Origin of the sequence: Streptomyces sp. DH37 (assembly GCF_029813835.1) — a bacterium.
In the GTDB taxonomy this organism is placed as follows: Bacteria; Actinomycetota; Actinomycetes; order Streptomycetales; family Streptomycetaceae; genus Streptomyces.
Window position 1 is genome coordinate 45712 of sequence record NZ_JARVKV010000020.1, and the last position, 19993, is coordinate 65704.

Annotated in this window: 16 protein-coding genes and 1 riboswitch; of the genes, 8 read left to right on the forward strand and 8 right to left on the reverse strand. The window is 72.8% G+C overall.

What is annotated here, in order from left to right; translation table 11 throughout:
* The first annotated feature begins 89 nt into the window (after positions 1-89).
* From QC029_RS13025 to QC029_RS13040, 4 genes are all read left to right on the forward strand, one after another.
* Entirely contained in the window at positions 90-1259 is a 1170-nt protein-coding gene (locus tag QC029_RS13025) for a 5-(carboxyamino)imidazole ribonucleotide synthase (protein WP_279555784.1), read from the forward strand.
* Positions 1256-1822, forward strand: coding sequence for a 5-(carboxyamino)imidazole ribonucleotide mutase (gene purE / locus QC029_RS13030; protein ID WP_279555785.1), 567 nt, complete (start codon positions 1256-1258; stop codon positions 1820-1822). The genes QC029_RS13025 and purE overlap by 4 nt, the downstream gene beginning before the upstream one ends.
* 1 nt (position 1823) lies before the next feature.
* Complete coding sequence (locus tag QC029_RS13035) at positions 1824-3020, forward strand: dipeptidase (RefSeq protein WP_279555786.1); 1197 nt, start codon at positions 1824-1826, stop codon at positions 3018-3020.
* A gap of 282 nt (positions 3021-3302) precedes the next feature.
* Positions 3303-3517, forward strand: a riboswitch (cyclic di-AMP (ydaO/yuaA leader).
* Between the two features lie 3 nt (positions 3518-3520).
* Positions 3521-4786 carry a transglycosylase family protein gene (locus QC029_RS13040; protein ID WP_279555787.1) on the forward strand — a complete coding sequence of 422 codons (1266 nt, stop codon included), beginning with the start codon at positions 3521-3523 and terminating at the stop codon, positions 4784-4786.
* A gap of 139 nt (positions 4787-4925) precedes the next feature.
* Here the strand turns inward: QC029_RS13040 and QC029_RS13045 are convergent, their stop codons facing one another.
* On the reverse strand, positions 4926-5306 hold the full coding sequence (locus QC029_RS13045) for a VOC family protein (protein WP_279555788.1): 381 nt from the start codon (positions 5304-5306) through the stop codon (positions 4926-4928).
* A 121-nt stretch (positions 5307-5427) separates the two neighbouring features.
* On the opposite strand from QC029_RS13045, the gene QC029_RS13050 reads away from it, so the two are divergent.
* A complete protein-coding gene (locus QC029_RS13050; RefSeq protein ID WP_279555789.1) occupies positions 5428-5994 on the forward strand; it encodes a CGNR zinc finger domain-containing protein in 567 nt (188 codons plus the stop codon).
* Between the two features lie 93 nt (positions 5995-6087).
* On the opposite strand, the gene QC029_RS13055 is transcribed toward QC029_RS13050, so the two are convergent.
* On the reverse strand, positions 6088-7428 hold the full coding sequence (locus QC029_RS13055; RefSeq protein ID WP_279555790.1) for a UDP-glucose/GDP-mannose dehydrogenase family protein: 1341 nt from the start codon (positions 7426-7428) through the stop codon (positions 6088-6090).
* 180 nt (positions 7429-7608) lie between these two features.
* Here QC029_RS13055 and QC029_RS13060 point away from each other — a divergent pair, with 180 nt between their 5' ends.
* Entirely contained in the window at positions 7609-8787 is a 1179-nt protein-coding gene (locus QC029_RS13060; RefSeq protein WP_279555791.1) for an acyl-CoA dehydrogenase, read from the forward strand.
* A gap of 243 nt (positions 8788-9030) precedes the next feature.
* Here QC029_RS13060 and QC029_RS13065 read toward each other — a convergent pair whose 3' ends face one another.
* Positions 9031-10179: an LCP family protein gene (locus QC029_RS13065; RefSeq protein ID WP_279555816.1), complete on the reverse strand. Its 1149-nt coding sequence runs from the start codon at positions 10177-10179 to the stop codon at positions 9031-9033.
* A gap of 238 nt (positions 10180-10417) precedes the next feature.
* Here QC029_RS13065 and QC029_RS13070 point away from each other — a divergent pair, with 238 nt between their 5' ends.
* A complete protein-coding gene (locus tag QC029_RS13070) occupies positions 10418-10969 on the forward strand; it encodes an acyl-CoA thioesterase (protein WP_279555792.1) in 552 nt (183 codons plus the stop codon).
* Between the two features lie 56 nt (positions 10970-11025).
* Here QC029_RS13070 and QC029_RS13075 read toward each other — a convergent pair whose 3' ends face one another.
* Positions 11026-12687 carry an LCP family protein gene (locus tag QC029_RS13075; RefSeq protein WP_279555793.1) on the reverse strand — a complete coding sequence of 554 codons (1662 nt, stop codon included), beginning with the start codon at positions 12685-12687 and terminating at the stop codon, positions 11026-11028.
* A gap of 147 nt (positions 12688-12834) precedes the next feature.
* On the opposite strand from QC029_RS13075, the gene QC029_RS13080 reads away from it, so the two are divergent.
* Positions 12835-13878, forward strand: a complete 1044-nt coding sequence (locus tag QC029_RS13080) for a glycosyltransferase family 2 protein (RefSeq protein WP_279555794.1) — start codon at positions 12835-12837, stop codon at positions 13876-13878.
* Positions 13879-13926: 48 nt separating this feature from the next.
* On the opposite strand, the gene QC029_RS13085 is transcribed toward QC029_RS13080, so the two are convergent.
* The 4 genes from QC029_RS13085 to QC029_RS13100 all read right to left on the reverse strand — a co-directional run bounded on the left by QC029_RS13085 (position 13927) and on the right by QC029_RS13100 (position 19991).
* Positions 13927-15609, reverse strand: a complete 1683-nt coding sequence (locus tag QC029_RS13085) for an LCP family protein (protein WP_279555795.1) — start codon at positions 15607-15609, stop codon at positions 13927-13929.
* Positions 15610-15658: 49 nt separating this feature from the next.
* Positions 15659-17521 carry an LCP family protein gene (locus QC029_RS13090; protein WP_279555796.1) on the reverse strand — a complete coding sequence of 621 codons (1863 nt, stop codon included), beginning with the start codon at positions 17519-17521 and terminating at the stop codon, positions 15659-15661.
* Positions 17522-17754: 233 nt separating this feature from the next.
* Entirely contained in the window at positions 17755-19008 is a 1254-nt protein-coding gene (locus QC029_RS13095) for an LCP family protein (RefSeq protein ID WP_279555797.1), read from the reverse strand.
* A gap of 200 nt (positions 19009-19208) precedes the next feature.
* Positions 19209-19991 carry a TIGR03089 family protein gene (locus tag QC029_RS13100; protein WP_279555798.1) on the reverse strand — a complete coding sequence of 261 codons (783 nt, stop codon included), beginning with the start codon at positions 19989-19991 and terminating at the stop codon, positions 19209-19211.
* Positions 19992-19993: the final 2 nt, after the last annotated feature.

Genomic DNA, 19993 nt, shown 5'->3' on the forward strand with positions numbered 1-19993 from the left:
CGGGGCCCGCCGTCGCGTCCTGGTCCGCCATGCTAACCACGGCCCCGCACCGCGCCGGGTACCCGCCGTCCGGCCGATAGGCTACGGACGTGACATTTCCTGTGATCGGCATGGTGGGCGGGGGTCAGCTCGCGCGGATGACGCACGAGGCGGGCATCCCCCTCGGCATCAGGTTCAAGCTGCTCAGTGACACCCCGCAGGACTCGGCGGCCCAGGTGGTCCGCGACGTCGTCGTGGGCGACTACCGCGATCTGGACACCCTGCGTGACTTCGCCCGCGGGTGCGACGTGATCACCTTCGACCACGAGCACGTGCCCACCGAGCACCTGCGCGTCCTGGAGGCGGAGGGCATCCCGGTGCGGCCCGGCCCCGACGCGCTGGTGCACGCACAGGACAAGGGGGTGATGCGGGCGCGTCTCACCGAGATCGGCGTGCCGTGCCCCCGCCACCGCATCGTGACGGATCCGGCGGACGTCACCCGGTTCGCGCGGGAAGGGGCGGCGCGGGACGGAGCCGCACGGGAGGGGGACGGCTGGCCGGTCGTCCTCAAGACCGTCCGCGGCGGCTACGACGGCAAGGGCGTGTGGGTCGTGGCCTCCGAGGCCGAGGCCGCCGACCCCTTCCGCGCGGGCGTCCCGGTGCTGGCCGAGGAGAAGGTCGACTACGTCCGCGAGCTGGCGGCCAACGTGGTGCGCTCCCCGCACGGCCAGGCCGTGGCGTACCCGGTGGTGGAGTCGATCCAGGTGAACGGCGTCTGCGACACCGTGATCGCCCCGGCGCCCGGCCTGTCGCCGGAGCTGTCGGCGCACGCCCAGGAGATGGCGCTGACGATCGCGGGGGAGCTCGGGGTCGTCGGGCACCTGGCGGTGGAGCTGTTCGAGACCCGCGACGGCCGCGTCCTGGTCAACGAGCTGGCCATGCGCCCCCACAACAGCGGCCACTGGACCCAGGACGGCGCGGTCACCTCCCAGTTCGCCAACCACCTGCGGGCCGTGCTCGACCTCCCGCTCGGCGACCCGCGCCCGCGCGCGCCGTGGACGGTGATGGCCAACGTGCTCGGCGGCGACTACCCCGACATGTACCAGGGCTACCTGCACTGCATGGCCCGCGATCCGCGGCTGAAGATCCACATGTACGGCAAGGACGTGAAGCCCGGCCGCAAGGTCGGCCACGTCAACACCTACGGCGACGACCTGGCGGACGTCCGTGAGCGCGCCGCCCACGCCGCCGGCTATCTGCGAGGGACCATCACCGAATGAGCAGCTCCCCCCAGTCCGCCGCCCCCGCCGGGGGCTCCCGCCCCGCCGTGGGCATCGTGATGGGCTCCGACTCCGACTGGCCCGTCATGGAGGCCGCGGCCGAGGCCCTGGACGAGTTCGAGGTCCCCTACGAGGTCGACGTCGTCTCCGCCCACCGCATGCCGCACGAGATGATCGCCTACGGCGACGAGGCGGCCGGACGCGGTCTGAAGGCGGTCATCGCGGGCGCCGGGGGAGCGGCCCACCTGCCGGGCATGCTCGCCTCCGTCACCCCGCTGCCGGTGATCGGCGTCCCCGTGCCGCTGCGGCACCTGGACGGCATGGACTCCCTGCTGTCCATCGTCCAGATGCCCGCCGGGGTTCCGGTCGCCACCGTCTCGGTCGGCGGCGCGCGCAACGCCGGGCTGCTGGCGGTGCGGATCCTGGCGGTCCACGACGAGGAGCTGCGGGAGCGCATGGAGCACTTCCAGGCGGAGCTGAGGGAGCAGGCCCAGGAGAAGGGCCGGCGGCTGCGCGGGAAGGTCGCCGCGGGCCGCGCGGGCTTCGGCTTCGGGGGAAGGTGAGATGGGCCACACCGCCGAGCTGCTGGAGCGGGCCCGGGCGCTGCTGGAGACCCACCCCGTCGCCGACGGCCACAACGACCTGCCGTGGGCGCTGCGCGAGCAGGTGGCGTACGACATCGACCGGCGCGACATCGCCGGCGACCAGTCGGCCCATCTGCACACCGACATCCCGCGGCTGCGCGCGGGCGGGGTGGGCGCGCAGTTCTGGTCGGTCTACGTGCGCACCGACCTGACCGGCGACGCCGCCGTCAGCGCCTGTCTGGAGCAGATCGACGTGGTGCGGCGGCTGGCCGACCGCCACCCGGCCGACCTCCGGCTCGCCTTCACCGCCGACGACATGGAGGCCGCCCGCGCCGAGGGCCGCATCGCCTCGCTGATGGGCGCCGAGGGCGGCCACTCCATCAACAACTCCCTCGCCACCCTGCGGGCCCTCCACCGCCTGGGCGTGCGCTACATGACCCTCACCCACAACGACACCATCGACTGGGCGGACTCGGCCACCGACGCCCCCCGCCACGACGGGCTGACCCGCTTCGGCGAGGAGGTCGTACGGGAGATGAACCGGCTGGGGATGCTGGTGGACCTCTCCCATGTGGCGCCCGCCACCATGCGCGACGCCCTGCGCGTGACGACGGCGCCCGTGGTCTTCTCGCACTCCTCCGCCCGCGCGGTGTGCGACCACCCGCGCAACATCCCCGACGACGTGCTGGAGCGGCTTCCGGTCAACGGCGGTGTGGCGATGGCCACATTCGTGCCGAAGTTCGTCCTGCCCGCCGCCGTCGCCTGGACCGAGGCCGCCGACGAGAACATGCGTGCACACGGCCTTCACCCCCTGGACGGAAGCGAGAAGGGCCTGGCGGTCCAGCGCGCGTACGAGGAGGCCAACCCGCGCCCCGAGGCGACGGCGGCGACGGTGGCCGACCATCTGGACCACATGCGCGAGGTCGCCGGCATCGACCACGTCGGCATCGGCGGCGACTTCGACGGAACGGCCTTCACCCCGTCCGATCTGAGCGATGTGTCCGGATATCCCAACCTGGTGGCCGAGTTGCTCGACCGTCGCTGGTCCGAGGCCGACATCGCCAAGCTCACCTGGAAGAACGCGGTGCGCGTGCTCCGCGACGCGGAGGCGGTCGCCCGCCACGAGCAGACCCGGCGCGGTCCGTCCATCGCCACCATCGAGCAGCTCGACGGATAGCCTCCTTCACCTCCTCGTGACACAACTCACGAGTCGGCCCTCCCCGGTGCGTCGCGCTCCGTACCGGCGGAGGGCCTTCTGCGTCATCGCCCCTGGCAGCGGGCGGAACTGAGCAGCCGTCAGGGGGAGAATCCGCCACTGTTCGAGAGGTGAACGCAGCAGACGGTGACAATCAGCCGATCATCAAAGCCTTCGAAACGGGCGTCCTGTGACCCATCGGCTTGTTTCGGCGGAAACGATATGTCTACCGTTCTGGTCGCGCCGCACGAACGTGCGGCGGCCCGCTGTCGAACGCCGAATCCTGTCAACGGCGGCGGGCTGGACCATCCACACCACCCGATGGCAGGAGCGGGGGACCCAAGGTAAGTCGCCGTCCCGGATCCACGCGGGACGGCTTGGGGTGAAGCCATGCCACGGCCGAGTGCCGTGGCTCACATGGCCGGGCAACTCCAGCCCGAACCCGACAGCTCACCTCGCAGGCGTAGGAGAGGAGCACACCTATGTCCGCACGCGGACGTCACCGTCGTATCCGTAACAGCCGCCTCACCCGCCTGTCGCTGGCCATCTCCGTGGGCGGCGCCGGCATGGCCCTTCCCCTGGTCGCCGCCGGCGGGGCCAACGCCGCCTCCGTCGACACCTGGGACAAGGTCGCCCAGTGCGAGAGCACGGGCAACTGGAGCATCAACACCGGTAACGGCTTCTACGGCGGCCTGCAGTTCACGCAGAGCACCTGGGCCGCCTTCGGCGGCACCGAGTACGCGCCGCGTGCCGACCTCGCCACCAAGGACCAGCAGATAGCCATCGCCGAGAAGGTGCTGGCGGGGCAGGGTCCGGGCGCCTGGCCGGTGTGCTCGGTCAAGGCCGGCCTGACCAAGGGCGGTCCCGCCCCGGCCGTCTCCCCCGACGGCTCGAGCAACCCGACCGAGCAGAAGGAGCAGGCCCCGGCCGCCGCTCCGAAGGCCGAGGCCCAGCCGGAGCAGCAGAAGAGCGAGCCGAAGGCCGCGCCGCAGCGCGCGGACCGCGGTGAGCGCGCCCAGAGCCCCGCCGCCGGCAAGACCACCTCCTACGAGGTCGTCAGCGGCGACACCCTCTTCAAGATCGCCGACGCCCAGGGCGTCGAGGGCGGCTGGGAGCGCGTCTACGAGGACAACCGCCAGGTCATCGGCGGCAACCCGAACCTGATCTTCCCGGGTCAGGAGCTCACCCTGGGCGGCGCCGCCACCCAGCAGAAGGCCGCCGCCAAGCCCGAGGCCGCCCCGAAGCCCGAGGCCGCCCCGAAGGCCGAGGCCAAGCCGGCTCCGAAGGCCGAGAAGACCGTGCAGCAGTCGGCCGAGCGCGCCGACCGCAGCGACCGGGGCTCGGTCACCGGCTACACCGCTCCGGTGAACGCCTCCCCGTCCGGCTCCTACAAGGCCTCGGGCGCCCGCTGGTCCAACGGCCACACCGGTGAGGACTTCGCCGCCGCCTCCGGCACCCCGGTGAAGGCCGTCACCAACGGCACCGTGGTCTCCGCCGGCTGGGGCGGCGCGTACGGCAACCAGGTCGTCATCCGCCACGAGGACGGCAGGTACAGCCAGTACGGCCACCTGTCCTCGCTGTCGGTCAGCGCCGGCCAGCAGGTCAGCACCGGCCAGCAGATCGGCGCCGTCGGCTCCACCGGCAACAGCACCGGTCCGCACCTGCACTTCGAGATCCGTACCGCCCCCGGCTACGGCTCGGACATCGACCCGCTGGCCTACCTGCGGGCCCACGGCGTCAGCATCTGAGGACCTGACCGGGTCTCCCGTCCGGCCGGCGGGCCGGACGGAGCCCGACGTCAGCCGTGAGGCGGGCGGGGCAGGGGTGTTCACACACCTCCTGCCCCGCCCGTCTCTTCCGCTGTTCCCCCGTGTCCGCGCGGTCCGATCAGCCGGCGCAGAGGCAGAAGGGGTGTCCCGCCGGGTCCCGGTAGACGCGGAAGTCGCTTCCGTCCTCGTCGCCCCGGAGGAGTTCCGCCCCCAGTTCCAGCACCTCGCGCCCGGCCGCGTCCATCTCCTCGCGGGGCACGTAGAGGTCGAGGTGGAACTGCTGCGAGTGCTCGGCGCTCGGCCACTCCGGCGGCACGTGCCCGGGGGCCTCCTGGAAGGCCAGGGTCCGGCCGCTCAGGGCGCCCGACTCGAACGTCACCTCCACCCACTCGCCCTCGCCCTCGACCTTCCCGCCCAGCATCCGCGCGTAGAAGTCGGCGAGCTTCCCGGCGTCCGGGCAGTCCAGTACGACGACGTCCCGCAGCGTGGTGATGGCCATGGTGCTTCCTCCCTGTGCCGTGCCTTCCCGGCTCGTTACCTGTTAAGGGCTCCAACCGGTAACGAGTTACCTCATCATGGCGCTCTGCCGGTAACGGGGCAAGACCGGTAACGTGGCAGAGGTGGAACAGCCCGAGGAGCGGGATCCCACACCGCCGGGACTCCGCCTGGTACGGGATCTGATCAACACCCTGGACGTGGAGGAGGGCACCGACGCCCTCGCCACCACGGCCGGTCTCGCCGCGTTCGCGCACGACCACGGGTTGACCGGACCGGTGCCCGCCAAACAGGACCTGCCGGACGTCATCGGGCTGCGCGAGGGCCTGCGCGCCGTCTGCCTGGCGCACAACACCGGCGCACGGGTGCCCGAGGAGACGGCGGCCGGACTGGCCGCGCTGCTGCGCCGCGCCCACCTGGCCCTCGTCCTCGACGGGGAGGGGGCGGCGACGCTCCGGCCGGCCGGGGACCTCGCCGGCGCCGCCGCGCTCACCGCCCGGGTGGCCGCGGCCGTCGCCCTCGCGGCGGCCGACGGCACCTGGCCCCGCCTCAAGGTGTGCGAGGCGCCCGACTGCCGCTGGGCGTACTACGACAGGAGCCCGGCCGGCCGCAGGCGCTGGTGCACCATGGCCGTCTGCGGCAGCCGGGCGAAGATGCGGACGTACCGCGCACGGCGGTCGTCCACGAGCTGAGGGACCCAGGCACGGAAGTGGCCTGGAAGCGGCCCGGAAGCGGCCCGGCGCCGGGAGGACCGGGATCCGGCGGGCTCCGGGATCCGGCGGGGGCTACGCCGTCGGGCGGCCCAGCGCGCGGAAGGACCAGCCCGCCTTGCGCCACAGGGCCGGGTCCAGGGTGTTGCGGCCGTCCAGGATGCGCTTGTGCGCGGCGGCCTCGCCCAGCACCTCCGGATCCAGCTCCCGGAACTCGCGCCACTCCGTCAGGTGCAGCACCACGTCCGCCCCGCGCACCGCCTCCAGCGCGCTGCCGGCGTACCCCAGGGTGGGGAAGACGCGCCGGGCGTTCTCCATCCCCTTGGGGTCGTAGACCATGACCTGTCCGCCCTGGAGGTGGACCTGCCCGGCGACGTTCAGCGCCGGCGAGTCCCGTACGTCGTCGGAGTCCGGCTTGAAGGTCGCGCCCAGCACCGCCACACGCCGTCCCAGGAAGGCGCCGCCGACCGTCTCGCGGGCCAGCTCCACCATGTGGGAGCGGCGGCGCATGTTGATCGAGTCCACCTCGCGCAGGAAGGTCAGCGCCTGGTCGGCGCCCAGCTCGCCCGCCCGCGCCATGAACGCGCGGATGTCCTTGGGCAGGCAGCCGCCGCCGAAGCCGATCCCGGCGCGCAGGAACTTCCGGCCGATCCGGTCGTCGTGCCCGATCGCCTCCGCCAGCTTCACCACGTCGCCGCCGGCCGCCTCGCAGACCTCGGCCATGGCGTTGATGAACGAGATCTTGGTGGCCAGGAAGGAGTTGGCGGCGGTCTTCACCAGCTCGGCCGTCGGGAAGTCGGTGACGACGAACGGCGAGCCGTCCGCCACCGGCTTCGCGTACACCTCGCGCAGCAGCTCCTCGGCGCGCTCGGAGCGCACCCCCACCACGATGCGGTCCGGGCGCAGGGTGTCCTCGACGGCGAAGCCCTCGCGCAGGAACTCCGGGTTCCACGCCAGCTCCGCGGCCCCGCCCGCCGGGGCCAGCTCCGCCAGCCGCCGGGCCAGCCGGTCCGCGCTGCCCACGGGCACCGTGGACTTGCCCACCACCAGGGCGGGCCGGGCCAGGTGCGGGGCCAGCGAGTCGACGGCGCTGTCCACGTAGGACATGTCACACGCGTACTCGCCCTGCTTCTGGGGGGTGTTCACGCAGACGAAGTGGACGTCGCCGAACGCGCCCACCTCCTCCCAGGAGGTGGTGAAGCGCAGCCGCCCCGTCGAGCCCTCCACCCCGGCGACATGGCGGCGCAGCAGCTCCTCCAGACCCGGCTCGTAGAACGGCACCCGCCCGGCGGACAGCGTCTCGACCTTCTCGGGCACCACGTCCAGGCCCAGCACCTCGAACCCCAGCTCGGCCATGGCGGCGGCGTGCGTCGCGCCGAGGTAGCCGGTGCCGATCACGGTGATTCTGAGGGCCATGGACTGCTCCTGGGATGCGGGCGAGCTGCTGTCCGCGAGCATATCCGGCCGCCGTCGGGGCTGACCGGGGGCAGTGCGCGGGAGGTGTCGGCAAACTCATGTACCCCTGACGAGGGCGGACCACTAGAATTGTGTTACTTAACGGTAGTTAGCAGCAGCGCACCCAGGGAGTGAGACACCGTGGCGGGATCGACCGACTTCGACCTCTACCGGCCGTCGGAGGAGCACGAGATGCTCCGCGAATCGGTGCGCTCGCTCGCCGAGGCGAAGATCGCGCCCTTCGCCGCCGAGGTGGACGAGCAGGGCCGCTTCCCCCAGGAGGCCCTGGACGCGCTGGTCGCCAACGACCTGCACGCCATCCACGTGCCCGAGTCCTACGGCGGCGCGGGCGCCGACGCGCTGGCGACCGTCATCGTGATCGAGGAGGTCGCCCGCGTCTGCGCCTCGTCCTCCCTGATCCCGGCCGTCAACAAGCTCGGCTCCCTCCCGGTGGTCCTCTCCGGCTCCGAGGAGCTGAAGCGGAAGTACCTCGCGCCCCTGGCCAAGGGCGACGCGATGTTCTCCTACTGCCTCTCCGAGCCGGACGCCGGCTCGGACGCCGCGGGCATGAAGACCCGCGCCGTGCGCGACGGCGACTCCTGGGTCCTCAACGGCGTCAAGCGCTGGATCACCAACGCCGGCGTCAGCGAGTACTACACGGTGATGGCCGTCACCGACCCCGAGAAGCGCTCCAAGGGCATCTCCGCCTTCGTCGTGGAGAAGGGCGACGAGGGCGTCTCCTTCGGCGCCCCGGAGAAGAAGCTCGGCATCAAGGGCTCCCCGACCCGCGAGGTCTACTTCGACAACGTCCGCATCCCCGCCGACCGCATGATCGGCGAGGAGGGCACCGGCTTCGCCACCGCGATGAAGACCCTGGACCACACCCGCATCACCATCGCCGCCCAGGCGCTCGGCATCGCCCAGGGCGCGCTGGACTACGCCAAGGGCTACGTCGCCGAGCGCAAGCAGTTCGGCAAGCCTATCGGCGACTTCCAGGGCGTGCAGTTCATGCTCGCCGACATGGCGATGAAGCTGGAGGCCGCCCGCCAGCTCACCTACGCCGCCGCCGCCCGCTCCGAGCGCGTCACCCTCGGCGCCGACGGCCGGGCCGAGGACCTCACCTTCTACGGCGCCGCCGCCAAGTGCTACGCCTCGGACGCCGCCATGGAGATCACCACGGACGCGGTGCAGCTCCTGGGCGGCTACGGCTACACCCGCGACTACCCGGTCGAGCGCATGATGCGCGACGCCAAGATCACCCAGATCTACGAGGGCACCAACCAGGTCCAGCGGATCGTCATGGCCCGCAACCTGCCGTAAGGCGCCTTCCGCACCGCGTCCGCAGCCAGGGGCACCCTCCGGGGTGCCCCCGGCCCTTTCCGCCCCCGCGCGGCTCGCCGCTTCCCCGGCCTCGATTCCCCCGGTCCCGCTTCCCCCCGCCCCGTCTCCTCCCGGCGCGCGGGGGACGCACGGCGCGCGGGGGACGCACGGAGGCCCCGGACCGGGGGTCCGGGGCCTCCGCGTCACATGGCCATGGTGTCGGCCTTCCCCGCGGGGCGGGATTCAGTCGGCCCTGACCGTGACCTTCTCGCCGTTCTTCAGCTGACCGACGAGCTGCTTGACCCTCGCCATGTCCCACCTGAGCGAGCCCTGCGGGGCGGAGCCCGCTATCGGCATGTTCATCGAGACGCCCTCGCCGCCCGAGACGCCCTTCATCGCCCAGAACATCGAGGCGAGGTCGAACAGGCCCATGTCCTCGTCCACGATCAGGGTGTCCAGGCCCGCGCCCAGCGTCGGGTAGAGCGTGAAGGGGTTGATGATCGTGGAGGGGGTGGCGGCCTGGTCGGCCAGGGCCGAGAGGAACTTCTGCTGGTTCTTGGTCCGCTCCAGGTCGCTGCCCGCCTCGTAGCGGTTGCGGACGAAGGCCAGGGCCTGGGCGCCGTCGAGGGTCTGACGGCCCTTCTTGAAGTCGGCGCCGGAGTTCTTGTCCTTGATGTCGCGCGGGATGTCCATCTCCACGCCGCCGAGCGCGTCCACGATCTCGGCGAAGCCGCCGAAGCCTATCTCCGCGTAGTGGTCGATGCGCAGGCCGGTGTTGTACTCGACGGTGCGGACCAGCAGCGTGGCGCCGTCCATGGAGTAGGACGCGTTGAGCTTGCGCGCGCCGGGGGAGGGGAAGGTCTTGCCGCTCTCGGAGCCCTTGAACTCCGGGATGGTGACCCAGGAGTCGCGGGGCAGGGAGACCATCGTGTTCCCCTCGGGGCCCACGTGCAGCAGGATCATGGAGTCGGTGCGCTTGCCCTCCGCCGAGCCGGTGTGGAGGTTCTTCCTGTCCTCCTCCGACAGGCCCTCCCGGCTGTCGGAGCCGACGATGAGGTACGTGGTGCCCTCGCCCTTCTCCGGGCGGTCCATCACCGTGCTCAGGTCGACCTCCCGGCGCAGCTTGGAGTCGGCCCAGAAGTACGTGCCGACCGACCACACCAGGAGCACGACGAGCAGCGTGACGAGCCCCACCTTGACCCGGCGGCCCCAGTCCGGTGCGGGACGCGCGCCGGCGGGGCCGGGCCCCGCGTGGCCGGGGACGCCCTGGCCGCCGCCTCCGTAACCGGAACCGGCGTAGACCTGGCCCGTGTTGTAGCCGGAGTCGTAGCTCGCGTGGCCGCCGCCGTATCCGCCGCCGCCGTAGTCGTCACCGCGTCTGGGCGTCGGCATGGCGCGGGTGGGGTCCGGGCGCGGGCCGACGCCGCCGCTGTTGGGCCAGTCAGTCATGGGAGGCAGTGTGCCTTCTCCGGGCGGGTGCGCCATAGACAGGGGGGCGAAACAGGAGCGCGGCTGTTGCAGAGCTGATGCATTGCGGTACCGGCCGGACCGCGGGCGGCCCGGCCGGTACCGCGGAGGATCACACCGGGCCACCCGGTTCCGCCCGGGACGGGCCGCTTAGGGTGGAAGCATGACCACTCAGGCCCAGGCCCCCCAGCACGAACTGCCGGGCAAGCCCACCGCTGCGTCCCGCACCACCCTGTCCCACATCATGACGGGGAACGACACCAACCTCCTCGGCACCGTCCACGGCGGCGTGATCATGAAACTGGTCGACGACGCGGCGGGCGCGGTCGCCGGGCGGCACTCGGAGGGGCCGGCGGTCACGGCCTCGATGGACGAGATGGTCTTCCTGGAGCCGGTCCGGGTGGGCGATCTGGTCCATGTGAAGGCCCAGGTCAACTGGACCGGACGGTCGTCGATGGAGGTCGGCGTGCGCGTGCTGGCCGAGCGCTGGAACGAGTCCGCGCCCGCCACCCAGGTCGCCTCCGCCTACCTGGTCTTCACGGCGGTCGACGAGAACGGCCGGCCGCGGCCCGTGCCGCAGGTGGTCCCCGAGTCCGAGCGCGACAAGCGCCGCTGGCAGGAGGCGCAGATCCGGCGCACGCACCGGCTCGCCCGGCGCCGCGCCATCAAGGAGCTGCGCGACCGGCGGGCGGCCGAGGGCATGACCGACGACTGACGACCCGCCGCCCGGTGACCGCGGGCCCGGCGCCGCGTACGGCTCCGGGCCCGCGGTCACGGGCAGGCGACCTCGTCGCCCGTGACCGCTCCCGGGACCCCCTCCCCGGGCTTCCCGGGCTTCCCGGCCCCCTCGGACCTCCCGGGCCCCTCGGGCTTCGCGGGCTTCCCGGACTCCTCCGCCTCCGGCGTCGGGCTGGGCTCGGGCGCGTGACGCACCCGCAGCACCTCGCGGTGGTCGGAGCCGAGGACGACCTCCATCACCCGCCCCTGGCCCTTCACGGCTTTCAGCCGCGCGCCGGGCAGCGCGGCGGCCAGGGCGCGCGCCGAGCGGTCCCATTCGGGGTCGTGGCGGATGACCGTCCGCCGTACGTCCTGGCGCTTCGATCCGCGCGGGGCGCCGGTGGTGTCGAAGCCGGTGGCGCGCAGCTCGCGGTCCACGCGCGCGCCGAGGGCGGCGACCGGTGTGCCGTTCTCGACCTGCACCCGGATCCTCCCCGGGGCCACCTCGACCGGCAGGGGACCGGACGGCCCGGCTCCGCGCCGCCGCTCCGCCGCGCCCGGCTCCTCGTCCAGGTTCTTCCCACCGTGCTCCCCACCGTGCTCCCCGCCGCCCTTCCCGCCGTCCTTCCCGTCGTGTCCCCCGCCGTGCCCCGCGCCCGCCGCGGTGCCGGGCGACAGCGGCCGGTCCTGGCGCAGCGCCCCGAACAGCTTCCCGGCCCCCTCCTCGTCCCAGGTCACGGTCGAGCCGACGCCGGGCACGCTGTGGTCGGGGTCGTCGATGGGCACCGAGGCGAACTCCGAGGAGGCCGCCGTGAATCCGCGCATCGCCCGCCCCAGGGTGAGCAGTTCGTGGGTGCCGAAGTCCCGGTCGGCGCGGACCGAGCCGAGCAGCGCCGAGGCGACCCGGCTGAGCCGGGCGGGGTTCATCAGCGCCCCGCTCTCGGTCACCTCGTCGATCACGGAGGCCAGGAAGCGCTGCTGGCGCTTGATGCGGCCGAGGTCGCCCTCGGCGTCGACGTGCCGGGCGCGGACGTACTGCAGGGCCCGGCCGCCGTCGAGCCGGGTGGTGCCGGCGGGCAGGTCGAGGCCGCTGCGGCTGTCGCGGAGCGGCCGGGTGGTGCACACCGGGACGCCGCCCAGGGCGTCGACGGTCCGCATGAAGCTGGTGAAGTCGACCTCCAGGTAGTGGTCGACGCGCACCCCCGTCATCTTCTCGACGGTGCGGACGGTCAGGTGCGGACCGCCCAGGGAGTAGGCGGCGTTGATCTTCCCGGTGCGGTCCGTGCGGCGCTCGCCGGTGAGGGGATCGGTGTGCTCGGGGAACTCGGTGTACGAGTCGCGGGGGATGCTCACCACGCTGGCCCGGTCGCGGTCGGCGGAGAGGTGCACCAGCATGATCGTGTCGGTGCAGTTGCAGGGGGCGCCGCCGAGGGAGTACCGCTGCCGCTCCTCCTCGGTGACGGTGTCGCGGTCGTCGGTGCCCACGACCAGGAAGTTGGTGCCGTCGCCGTTCTGAGGGCGGTGGCTGAGCCCGTGGAAGGGGTCCACCCGTTCCAGCCGGCCGTCCAGCCCGGAGACCACCGCGTGGCCGATGCCGCTGGCCACCAGCACCATCGCCGAGACGGCCGTCGCCGTCCGCGTGCCCCAGCGGGACAGACCCCGGCGCTTCGGCCGGGGACGGGCGTGGCGACCGCGCTGACGGGACCGTGCGGGCATCGGAGAAGCACCTCCGTGGCGGTGGGGGCCAGGAAGCGGCCAACATAGGCCCATACGATCTACGGACCGGGCGTCCCACGCCGCCCGCCGCCCGCGGCCACCCGGCTGCCGTGTGAGCGGGTCACCCGATCGCGGTACCGTGACCCGGTGAGCTCTCCTGTCGAACCCCCCTCCCCGGCCGCGGCGCCGCCCGCGGTCTCCGTGATCATGCCGGTGCTCAACGAGGAGCGGTATCTGCGCAGCTCCGTGCGGCACATCCTGGAGCAGGACTACGCCGGCGAGCTGGAGGTCGTGATCGCGCTCGGTCCCTCGGAGGACCGCACCGACGAGATCGCCGCCGAGCTGGTCCGCGAGGACCCGCGGGTGCGCACCGTGCCCAACCCCACCGGCCGCACCCCCGCGGGACTCAACGCGGCCATCGCCGCCTCCCGCCACCCGATCGTGGTACGGGTGGACGGACACGGGATGCTCTCGCCGAACTACATCGCGACCGCCGTGCGGCTGCTGGAGGAGACCGGCGCGGCCAACGTCGGCGGCATCATGCACGCCGAGGGCGAGAACGACTGGGAGCGCGCGGTCGCCGCCGCCATGACCTCCAGGATCGGGGTGGGGAACGCGGCGTTCCACACCGGTGGCGAGGCGGGCGAGGCCGAGACCGTCTACCTGGGCGTCTTCCGCCGCGAGGTGCTGGAGCAGCAGGGCGGTTACAACGAGGAGTTCATCCGGGCGCAGGACTGGGAGCTGAACTTCCGCATCCGCCAGGCGGGCGGGCTGATCTGGTTCTCGCCGGAGCTGCTGGTCTCCTACCGCCCGCGGCCGAACGTCCGCGCGCTGGCCAAGCAGTACCGCAACTACGGGCGCTGGCGGCACGTGGTGGCCCGCTACCACTCGGGCTCGATCAACCTGCGCTACCTGGCCCCGCCGGCCGCCGTACTGGCCATCGGGGCGGGCCTGGTGGCGGGCGCGCTGCTCACGCCGTGGGCCCTGGTCGTCCCGGCCGGCTATCTGGCGGCGATCACCGCGGGCTCGGTCCCGGCGGGCCGGGGACTCCCGCCGGGGGCGCGGGTACGGATCCCGCTGGCGCTGGCCACCATGCACATGTCGTGGGGCTGGGGCTTCCTGACCAGCCCGCGCGGACTCGCGGAGAAGGTGAAGGCCAGCCGCCGGGAGCCGGTGGCCGCCGGCGGCTGACCGCCGCCCGTCCGGTGGACCGCCGCTCCCGGCGGCCCACCGGATGCCTCACCAGGTGTACCGGGGATTGACGCTCATGCAGTCCTTCTCCTCGCCGCCCAGCGCGTCCGCGCTCTCGGGGGCCTCGAGCTTCTCGTCCTCCCGGTTCGCGGCCTGCTGCGGGTAGGCGCTCCCCTCGCGCCAGTCGGCGCCGACCACCAGGGTGATCTCCTCGACGCCGGCCGACTGGCGTACGGCCCGCTCCGGCAGGCCGATGGCCTTGGCCACGGCCAGGGCGTCACCGTGCAGGTCCTCCTGCGGGTAGACCAGGGTGGTGTCGGCCTGCGGCGCCTCCGTCGGGTCGGCGGCGGCCAGGGCGAAGCCGAGCCGGTTCAGTTCACCGGCGACGGCCCCCGCGCGGCCGTTGACCGGGCCCAGGGTGACGGTGCGGGTGCCGTTGCGCACCCGCACCGTGATCCGGTCGCTGGGCGCGGCCGGGTCGGCGGTCTTCTTCCCGGCGTCCTTCTTCGGCTTGTCCCTGCCGTCGAGCGCCACGTCGTCGCGGATGAGCGAGAAGACCTTCTCGGCGTCGCCCGGCTTGGGCACCACGTACGCGCCGCCGTCGGAGTACTCCCACGGCATGGTGGCCATGGTGATCCGCCGGGTGGGCACCTGCTTGAGTTCGTCGCCCAGGTCGTAGAGGTCCTTGACGGTGCCGATGCCCTCGTCGACGGTGAGCGCCCTGGTCGCGGCCTCGGCCAGCGACTGGAGCTTGCCCGGGTCGGTGAGCTTCGTGCCCGCCTTGAGCTGCCGGACCATCGAAGTCATGTACATGTGCTGGGCCTTGGCCCGGCCTATGTCGGTGCCGTCGCCGAAGCCGTAGCGGGTGCGCAGCCACTGCAGGGCCTGCTCGCCCCTGACGATGTTGTCCCCCGCCTCCAGGCGCAGCCCGGAGTTCTTGTCGTGGATGTTGGCGCGCACGCAGACCGGGACGCCGCCGACGGCGTCGGCCATGTCCACCACACCCGCGAAGTCGATCATCATGAAGTGGTCGATCGGGACGCCGGTCAACTCCATCCAGGTGGCGACCGTACAGCCCGGACCGCCGCGCTGGAGACTGGAGTTGATCTTCCCGGTGGTCTGCTGGTAGACCGTGCCGTCCTCGGGGTCGGTGCACTCGGGGATGGTGACCTTGGTGTCCCGGGGGACGCTGACCACCGACATGCTGCTGCGGTCGGCGGAGAGGTGCAGCAGCATCTGCACGTCGGCGAGCGGCTTGCGGCCGACCTCGTCCCGAGCGCCGCCGAGTTCGACGTTCCGCGCCGAGTTACGGCTGTCGGAGCCGATCAGCAGGATGTTGACCGGGGTCTGGCCGTGGGCGTTCTGCCGGTGGCTGAGCCGTTTGTCGCCGAGCGTGAGGGGCTCCTTGGCGAGGTTGCCGTTGAGGTGCTCGTAGTAGAGGTAGCCGGCGCCGGCCGTGCCGAGGATCAGCACCGAAAGGGAGAGCGCGGTCCAGCGCAGCGCCTTCCTGCCGCGGCCCGGGCCGCCCTGTGCGCCGCGGCGCGGACCGCCCGCCCGGTGGCCTCCCCCGGACGCGGGCGCCCTCCGGCCGGAGCCGCCCGTCCCGCTCTCCCCGTCCTTCCCGGGACCCTGCGGCCCTCCTTCCTCGTACAGGCTGTCGTTCCAGCCGAAGTCCCCTGCCCGAGGGGCGCGTTCGTGTGCACCTTCCCCCCGTACGGTGCGCTGCCCCAACGGGCCCTCCCCTGTCACTCGGCCCGCGCACGGACGCGGCGCGCCGACCTCACTTGGCGCATATCTTCTTGTCTGCCTCGACCTTGACCAGGTCCTCCGGCGCCTTCGACGGAGCGGCGATGGGCACGCCGGCCTCGTCGAAGTCGGCACCGAGCGTCAGGACCATCGGCTCCAGGGCCTGGGCGTCCTCGGTGCCGGGCTTCAGGGCCGAGGCGGGCAGCCCCATGATGTCCGCGAGCTTGCGGGCCTGGTCGGCCTGGTTGGGCGCGTACTCCAGGGTCGTCCTGGCGAGCCGGCGCGGCGCGTTGCCGCCGTTGCTGGACTTCAGCACGTTCTGCGTGTTCTGCAACCAGGTGAGCGTCGTCTGCGCGGCCCCGGCGATCTCCCCGCCGTTGAGGACCTCCACGCGTACGTCGGAGGCCGCGGCCCGCTCGCCCTTGAGCAGGGCCTCCTGCTCCTTCTTGGCCTTGTCCTTGGCGGCCTTCTCCTTCTTCTCCACCTCGGTGAGGGAGACGTCCTCCCGCAGCATCGCGAAGAGCTGGGGGGCCTTGGACGGGTCGGGCACGACCGTGGCCTTGACCTCCTCCGCGGGATTGTCGATCACCGGGAGCGTCAGGAAGGAGATGTTCTTGGTCTTGATGCCGCTGAGTTCCTTGCCCAGGTCGCTCAGCTTCTTGATGGTGCCTATCCCGGTGTCGACGGTGAGCGCGCTGGTGGCGGCCTCCGCCAGGTCCCACAGCTTGCCGGGGTCGGTGAGGGTGTCGTTCGACTTGAACTGGCGGATCATCGAACTCAGGAACTGCTGCTGGACCTTGATGCGGTCCAGATCGCTCTCGTTCCCGAAGGCGTGCCGGGTGCGGACGAAGGCCAGGGCCTGCTCGCCCTCGACGATGCTCTCCCCGGCGGGGAGCTTCAGCTTGGACTTGGGGTCGTCGACCGGTTTCTCCAGGCAGACCGGGACGCCGCCGACCGCGCTGGTCAGCGTCTTGACCGCGTTGAAGTCCGCCATCATGAAGTGGTGGATGTCCAGCCCCGTCAGTTCGCTGACGGTGCGCATGGTGCAGCCCGGGTCGCGGCCCTCCTGGCCGAGGCTGGTGTTGAAGCGGACGTCCTGCGAACCCGGGATGACCCGGGTGGAGCCGTCCTCCTGCCTGGTGGGGCAGTCCGGGATGTCGGTCTTCAGGTCCCGGGGGATGCTCATCACGGTCGCGTTGGTGCGGTCCGCCGAGACGTGGAAGAGGAACGTGGTGTCGGCGTGACCGGGGCTGTCCTTGTCGCCGTAGCCCTCGTTGCCCTTGCCGGTGCGCTTGTCGGTGCCGATCAGCAGGATGTTGAGGGGACCGTCGCTGCCGAAGCCGCCCTCGCTCGCGCTGCCGACGTCGACGGTGTCGATGTTGCCGTTGAAGTGCTCGTAGACGAGGTAGGTGGCGATCGCGGTGCCGGTGACGGCGAAGGCCGTCACACCGCCGGTCCACAGCAGCACCTTCTTCTTCACGGACTTCTTCGGCCTGGCCTTGCGCCGGGCCGCGGCCCGGCCGCCCGCGGCCTGCCGCGCCGCCGCGCGTCCTCCCGCCGCTCCCGCGGCCTGGCGTGCCGCGGCCCGGCCGGCCGGCTTCCCGCCGTCGGCCGCACCGTCCTTCGCCGCGCCGCCTTTCGCGGCACCGCCCTCCGCCGCGCCGCCGTCCTCTGTGCGCCGCCTGCGCTGCCGGGGCACCTCGCCGTGCGGAGAGGCGGCGCGGCGGCCCGCGGAACGGGACGCCGGAGTGCCGGACGGGGCGGACGAACGCGGGGAGGGGGACGGCCGCGTCGTGGGAGACGGCGGCAGCAGCTTGTAGTCGCCGGTCTCGGGGTCGAACACCCACTGGTCTGCGGGGTCGATGTCGCCCGCCCGCCCACGGCTTTGCGCGTCCACGGTTGCCTGAATCCTCCGTCGTGCCACGCAGCGCCTTCCCGTTCAGGCATCAAGGCGCTCGGTCGGTCATCCAGCGGTGCGCAGCGGTCCTGGGCGAACGCACCGGATTGCTCACACTATCTGCCGCAGCCCGGTGTCAAGCACCCCTGCAAGCAGGTTACTTTCTTCCTCAAACAGACATTCCATTCCAATCCCTCAAGCCGGCCCCTGTGCTGTTTCTCTCCTGTCCGCGCTCACCCGCACAGGCTTCCGGCCGTGTCGTCCGCCGGCTCCCCCGCGGGCGGCGGACCGGTGGGCGAGCCGGTCGGCTCCGGCGTCGCGGCTCCGGCGTCCGGCACGGTGACCCCGGTCCTCGACGCCCGGACTCCGGACCCGGGTTCCCAGGCGCCGGAGTCCGGGCCGGAGTCCGGGCCGGACGACGAGCCGGGGGAGGGGGATCCGGAGGCGTCCCCCGGATCGTGCTCGGGCACCGGCCGGTCCTCGCGCAGGGCCGTGAACAGCCGGTCCGCGTCCGGCTGCACCAGCTCGTCGCGGTTGGGGTCGTGGACGTACGGCTGCCGGGGCGCGGTCATGAACCGCACCCGCTCCTCGGGCATGTCGCGCACGCTCCTCGCCAGGTCGTACAGCTCGGTGAGGGAGTCCAGCCCGGGGTCGGCCGTGAGCGACGACGTCACCGCGTCCAGCACCCGGTACAGCTCGGCCGGGTCGGTCAGGACCCCGTCGTCGCGCACCTGGTCCAGCAGCGCGGTGAGGAACTCCTGCTGCCGCGCCATGCGCTGGGTGTCGCTGCCGTCGCCGATGCCCTTGCGGGTGCGGACGTAGCCGAGCGCCTGCTCGCCGTCGAGCGTCTGGGGGCCGGCGTCCAGGACGAGGTGCGCGTCGGGGTCGTCCACGGGCTCGGCCAGGCACACCTCGACGCCGCCGACCGCGTCCACCAGCCGCTCGAACCCGGTGAAGTCCACGACCAGGTGGTGGTCCACGCGGATGCCGGTCAGCCTCTCGACCGTGCGGATCGTGCAGGCCGCCCCGCCGAACTCGTAGGCCCAGTTGAACTGCGCGAACAGGGGGCTGGTGGCCGTGCCGTCCGGCCGGGAGCACTCGGGTATCTCCACCATCAGGTCGCGCGGTATCGACACCCCGGTGGCGCTGGAGCGGTCGGCGGACAGGTGGAGCAGGATCGTGGTGTCCGAGCGCTGGGTGCCGCTGTCCCGCCCGTACTTCCCGTTGTCGCCGCTGCGGTCGTCGGAGCCGATGAGCAGGATGTTCTTCGCCTCGTGCACGACCTGCTCGGGGCGCTCCGCGTCGAAGCGCCGCAGCTGGTTGACGGCGTCGACGTCCGTGCGGATGTTGCCGTCGAGCTTGGTGTAGAGGACCCAGGCCGCCCCGCCCGCCGCGAGCACGGCGAGCGACGCGCCCAGCGCCGCCCAGCGCAGCCAGCGGCGGCGGGGCCGGAGGCCGGTCCGCTGCGCACTCTCGGGTTCGGTCACGTCTGCGTTCATCCCTCACGCGGTCGGCGGCGTGTACGCGCACAGATGTGCGGTCGCCGGTCTTCCATACAGACACCCGAGAGGGGGCCGTGGTTGTACCGGCGGCGCGGAAACCCGCCCGCTCGCCCGGAAGCCGGGGGTATGCGCCCGGAATCGAGGGGGATGTCCACGGGTGCGGAGGCGGCCCGCCCGACGGCGCGTCAGTCGGCCGTGTGGGTGACGCGCTCGCTCCGCGTCCGCTCCTCCAGCCCCGCCGCGCCCAGCCGGTCGAGGTGGCGGCACAGCACGACCGAGCCGCCGGCGGCCAGCGGGGCGAGCAGTCCGGCCGAGACCCCCTCCCAGGTGCCGTACGGCAGGCCCGACAGCAGCCGCGAGCCGGGGCCGAGCCCGCGCGCGGCGGCGTCGGCGCGGGCGCGCGCGACGACCTGTGCCCCGGTCAGCTCCTCGCCGCCGACGACCAGCGCGGGCGCGTCCGGGTCGACGGGGGAGTACGGGGCGAAGTGGTCGCCCTGGCCCGGCACCTCGACGGCGTAGTCGGTGAAGCCCTCCGGCGGCCGGGGGAAGCGGCCGCCCAGGGGGCGCAGGCTGAGCGCGACGCGCTCGCCGCCGCAGGCGCGGGCCGCCTCCAGGGAGTCCGGGCCGCTGACGACGAGGTCGGCGGCGGAGGCGGCGGACGCGGCCGAGCCGGAGTCGGCGGGGTCGGCGGGCAGTTCGGCGACGACTCCGGTGGCGGAGCAGGCCAGCAGCCAGACCGCGGTCTGCCAGTGGGCGGGCAGCAGCAGCGCGAGGCGGTCGCCGGGCTCGGCGGACAGCTCGCCCTGCAGGAGGTTGGCCGTCTTCGCCACCCAATTGGCGAGGGTGGCGGCGGAGAGTTCGACGCGCTCGCCGGTGGCGTCGTCGTAGAAGGTCACCAGCGGGCGGGCGGCGTCCGCGGCGAGCGCGGATCGCAGCAGGTCGGCGGGGGTGCGATCGGTGGTGTTCATCG

What these genes read in the sequence shown, in the direction of transcription:
- purE (WP_279555785.1), top strand. Translation starts at nt 1,256, where the DNA reads ATGAGCAGCTCCCCCCAGTCCGCCGCCCCCGCCGGGGGCTCCCGCCCC.
- QC029_RS13035 (WP_279555786.1), top strand. Translation starts at nt 1,824, where the DNA reads ATGGGCCACACCGCCGAGCTGCTGGAGCGGGCCCGGGCGCTGCTGGAG.
- QC029_RS13040 (WP_279555787.1), top strand. Translation starts at nt 3,521, where the DNA reads ATGTCCGCACGCGGACGTCACCGTCGTATCCGTAACAGCCGCCTCACC.
- QC029_RS13055 (WP_279555790.1), bottom strand. Translation starts at nt 7,428, where the DNA reads ATGGCCCTCAGAATCACCGTGATCGGCACCGGCTACCTCGGCGCGACG.
- QC029_RS13070 (WP_279555792.1), top strand. Translation starts at nt 10,418, where the DNA reads ATGACCACTCAGGCCCAGGCCCCCCAGCACGAACTGCCGGGCAAGCCC.
- QC029_RS13075 (WP_279555793.1), bottom strand. Translation starts at nt 12,687, where the DNA reads ATGCCCGCACGGTCCCGTCAGCGCGGTCGCCACGCCCGTCCCCGGCCG.
- QC029_RS13100 (WP_279555798.1), bottom strand. Translation starts at nt 19,991, where the DNA reads ATGAACACCACCGATCGCACCCCCGCCGACCTGCTGCGATCCGCGCTC.
- QC029_RS13065 (WP_279555816.1), bottom strand. Translation starts at nt 10,179, where the DNA reads ATGCCGACGCCCAGACGCGGTGACGACTACGGCGGCGGCGGATACGGC.
- QC029_RS13045 (WP_279555788.1), bottom strand. Translation starts at nt 5,306, where the DNA reads ATGGCCATCACCACGCTGCGGGACGTCGTCGTACTGGACTGCCCGGAC.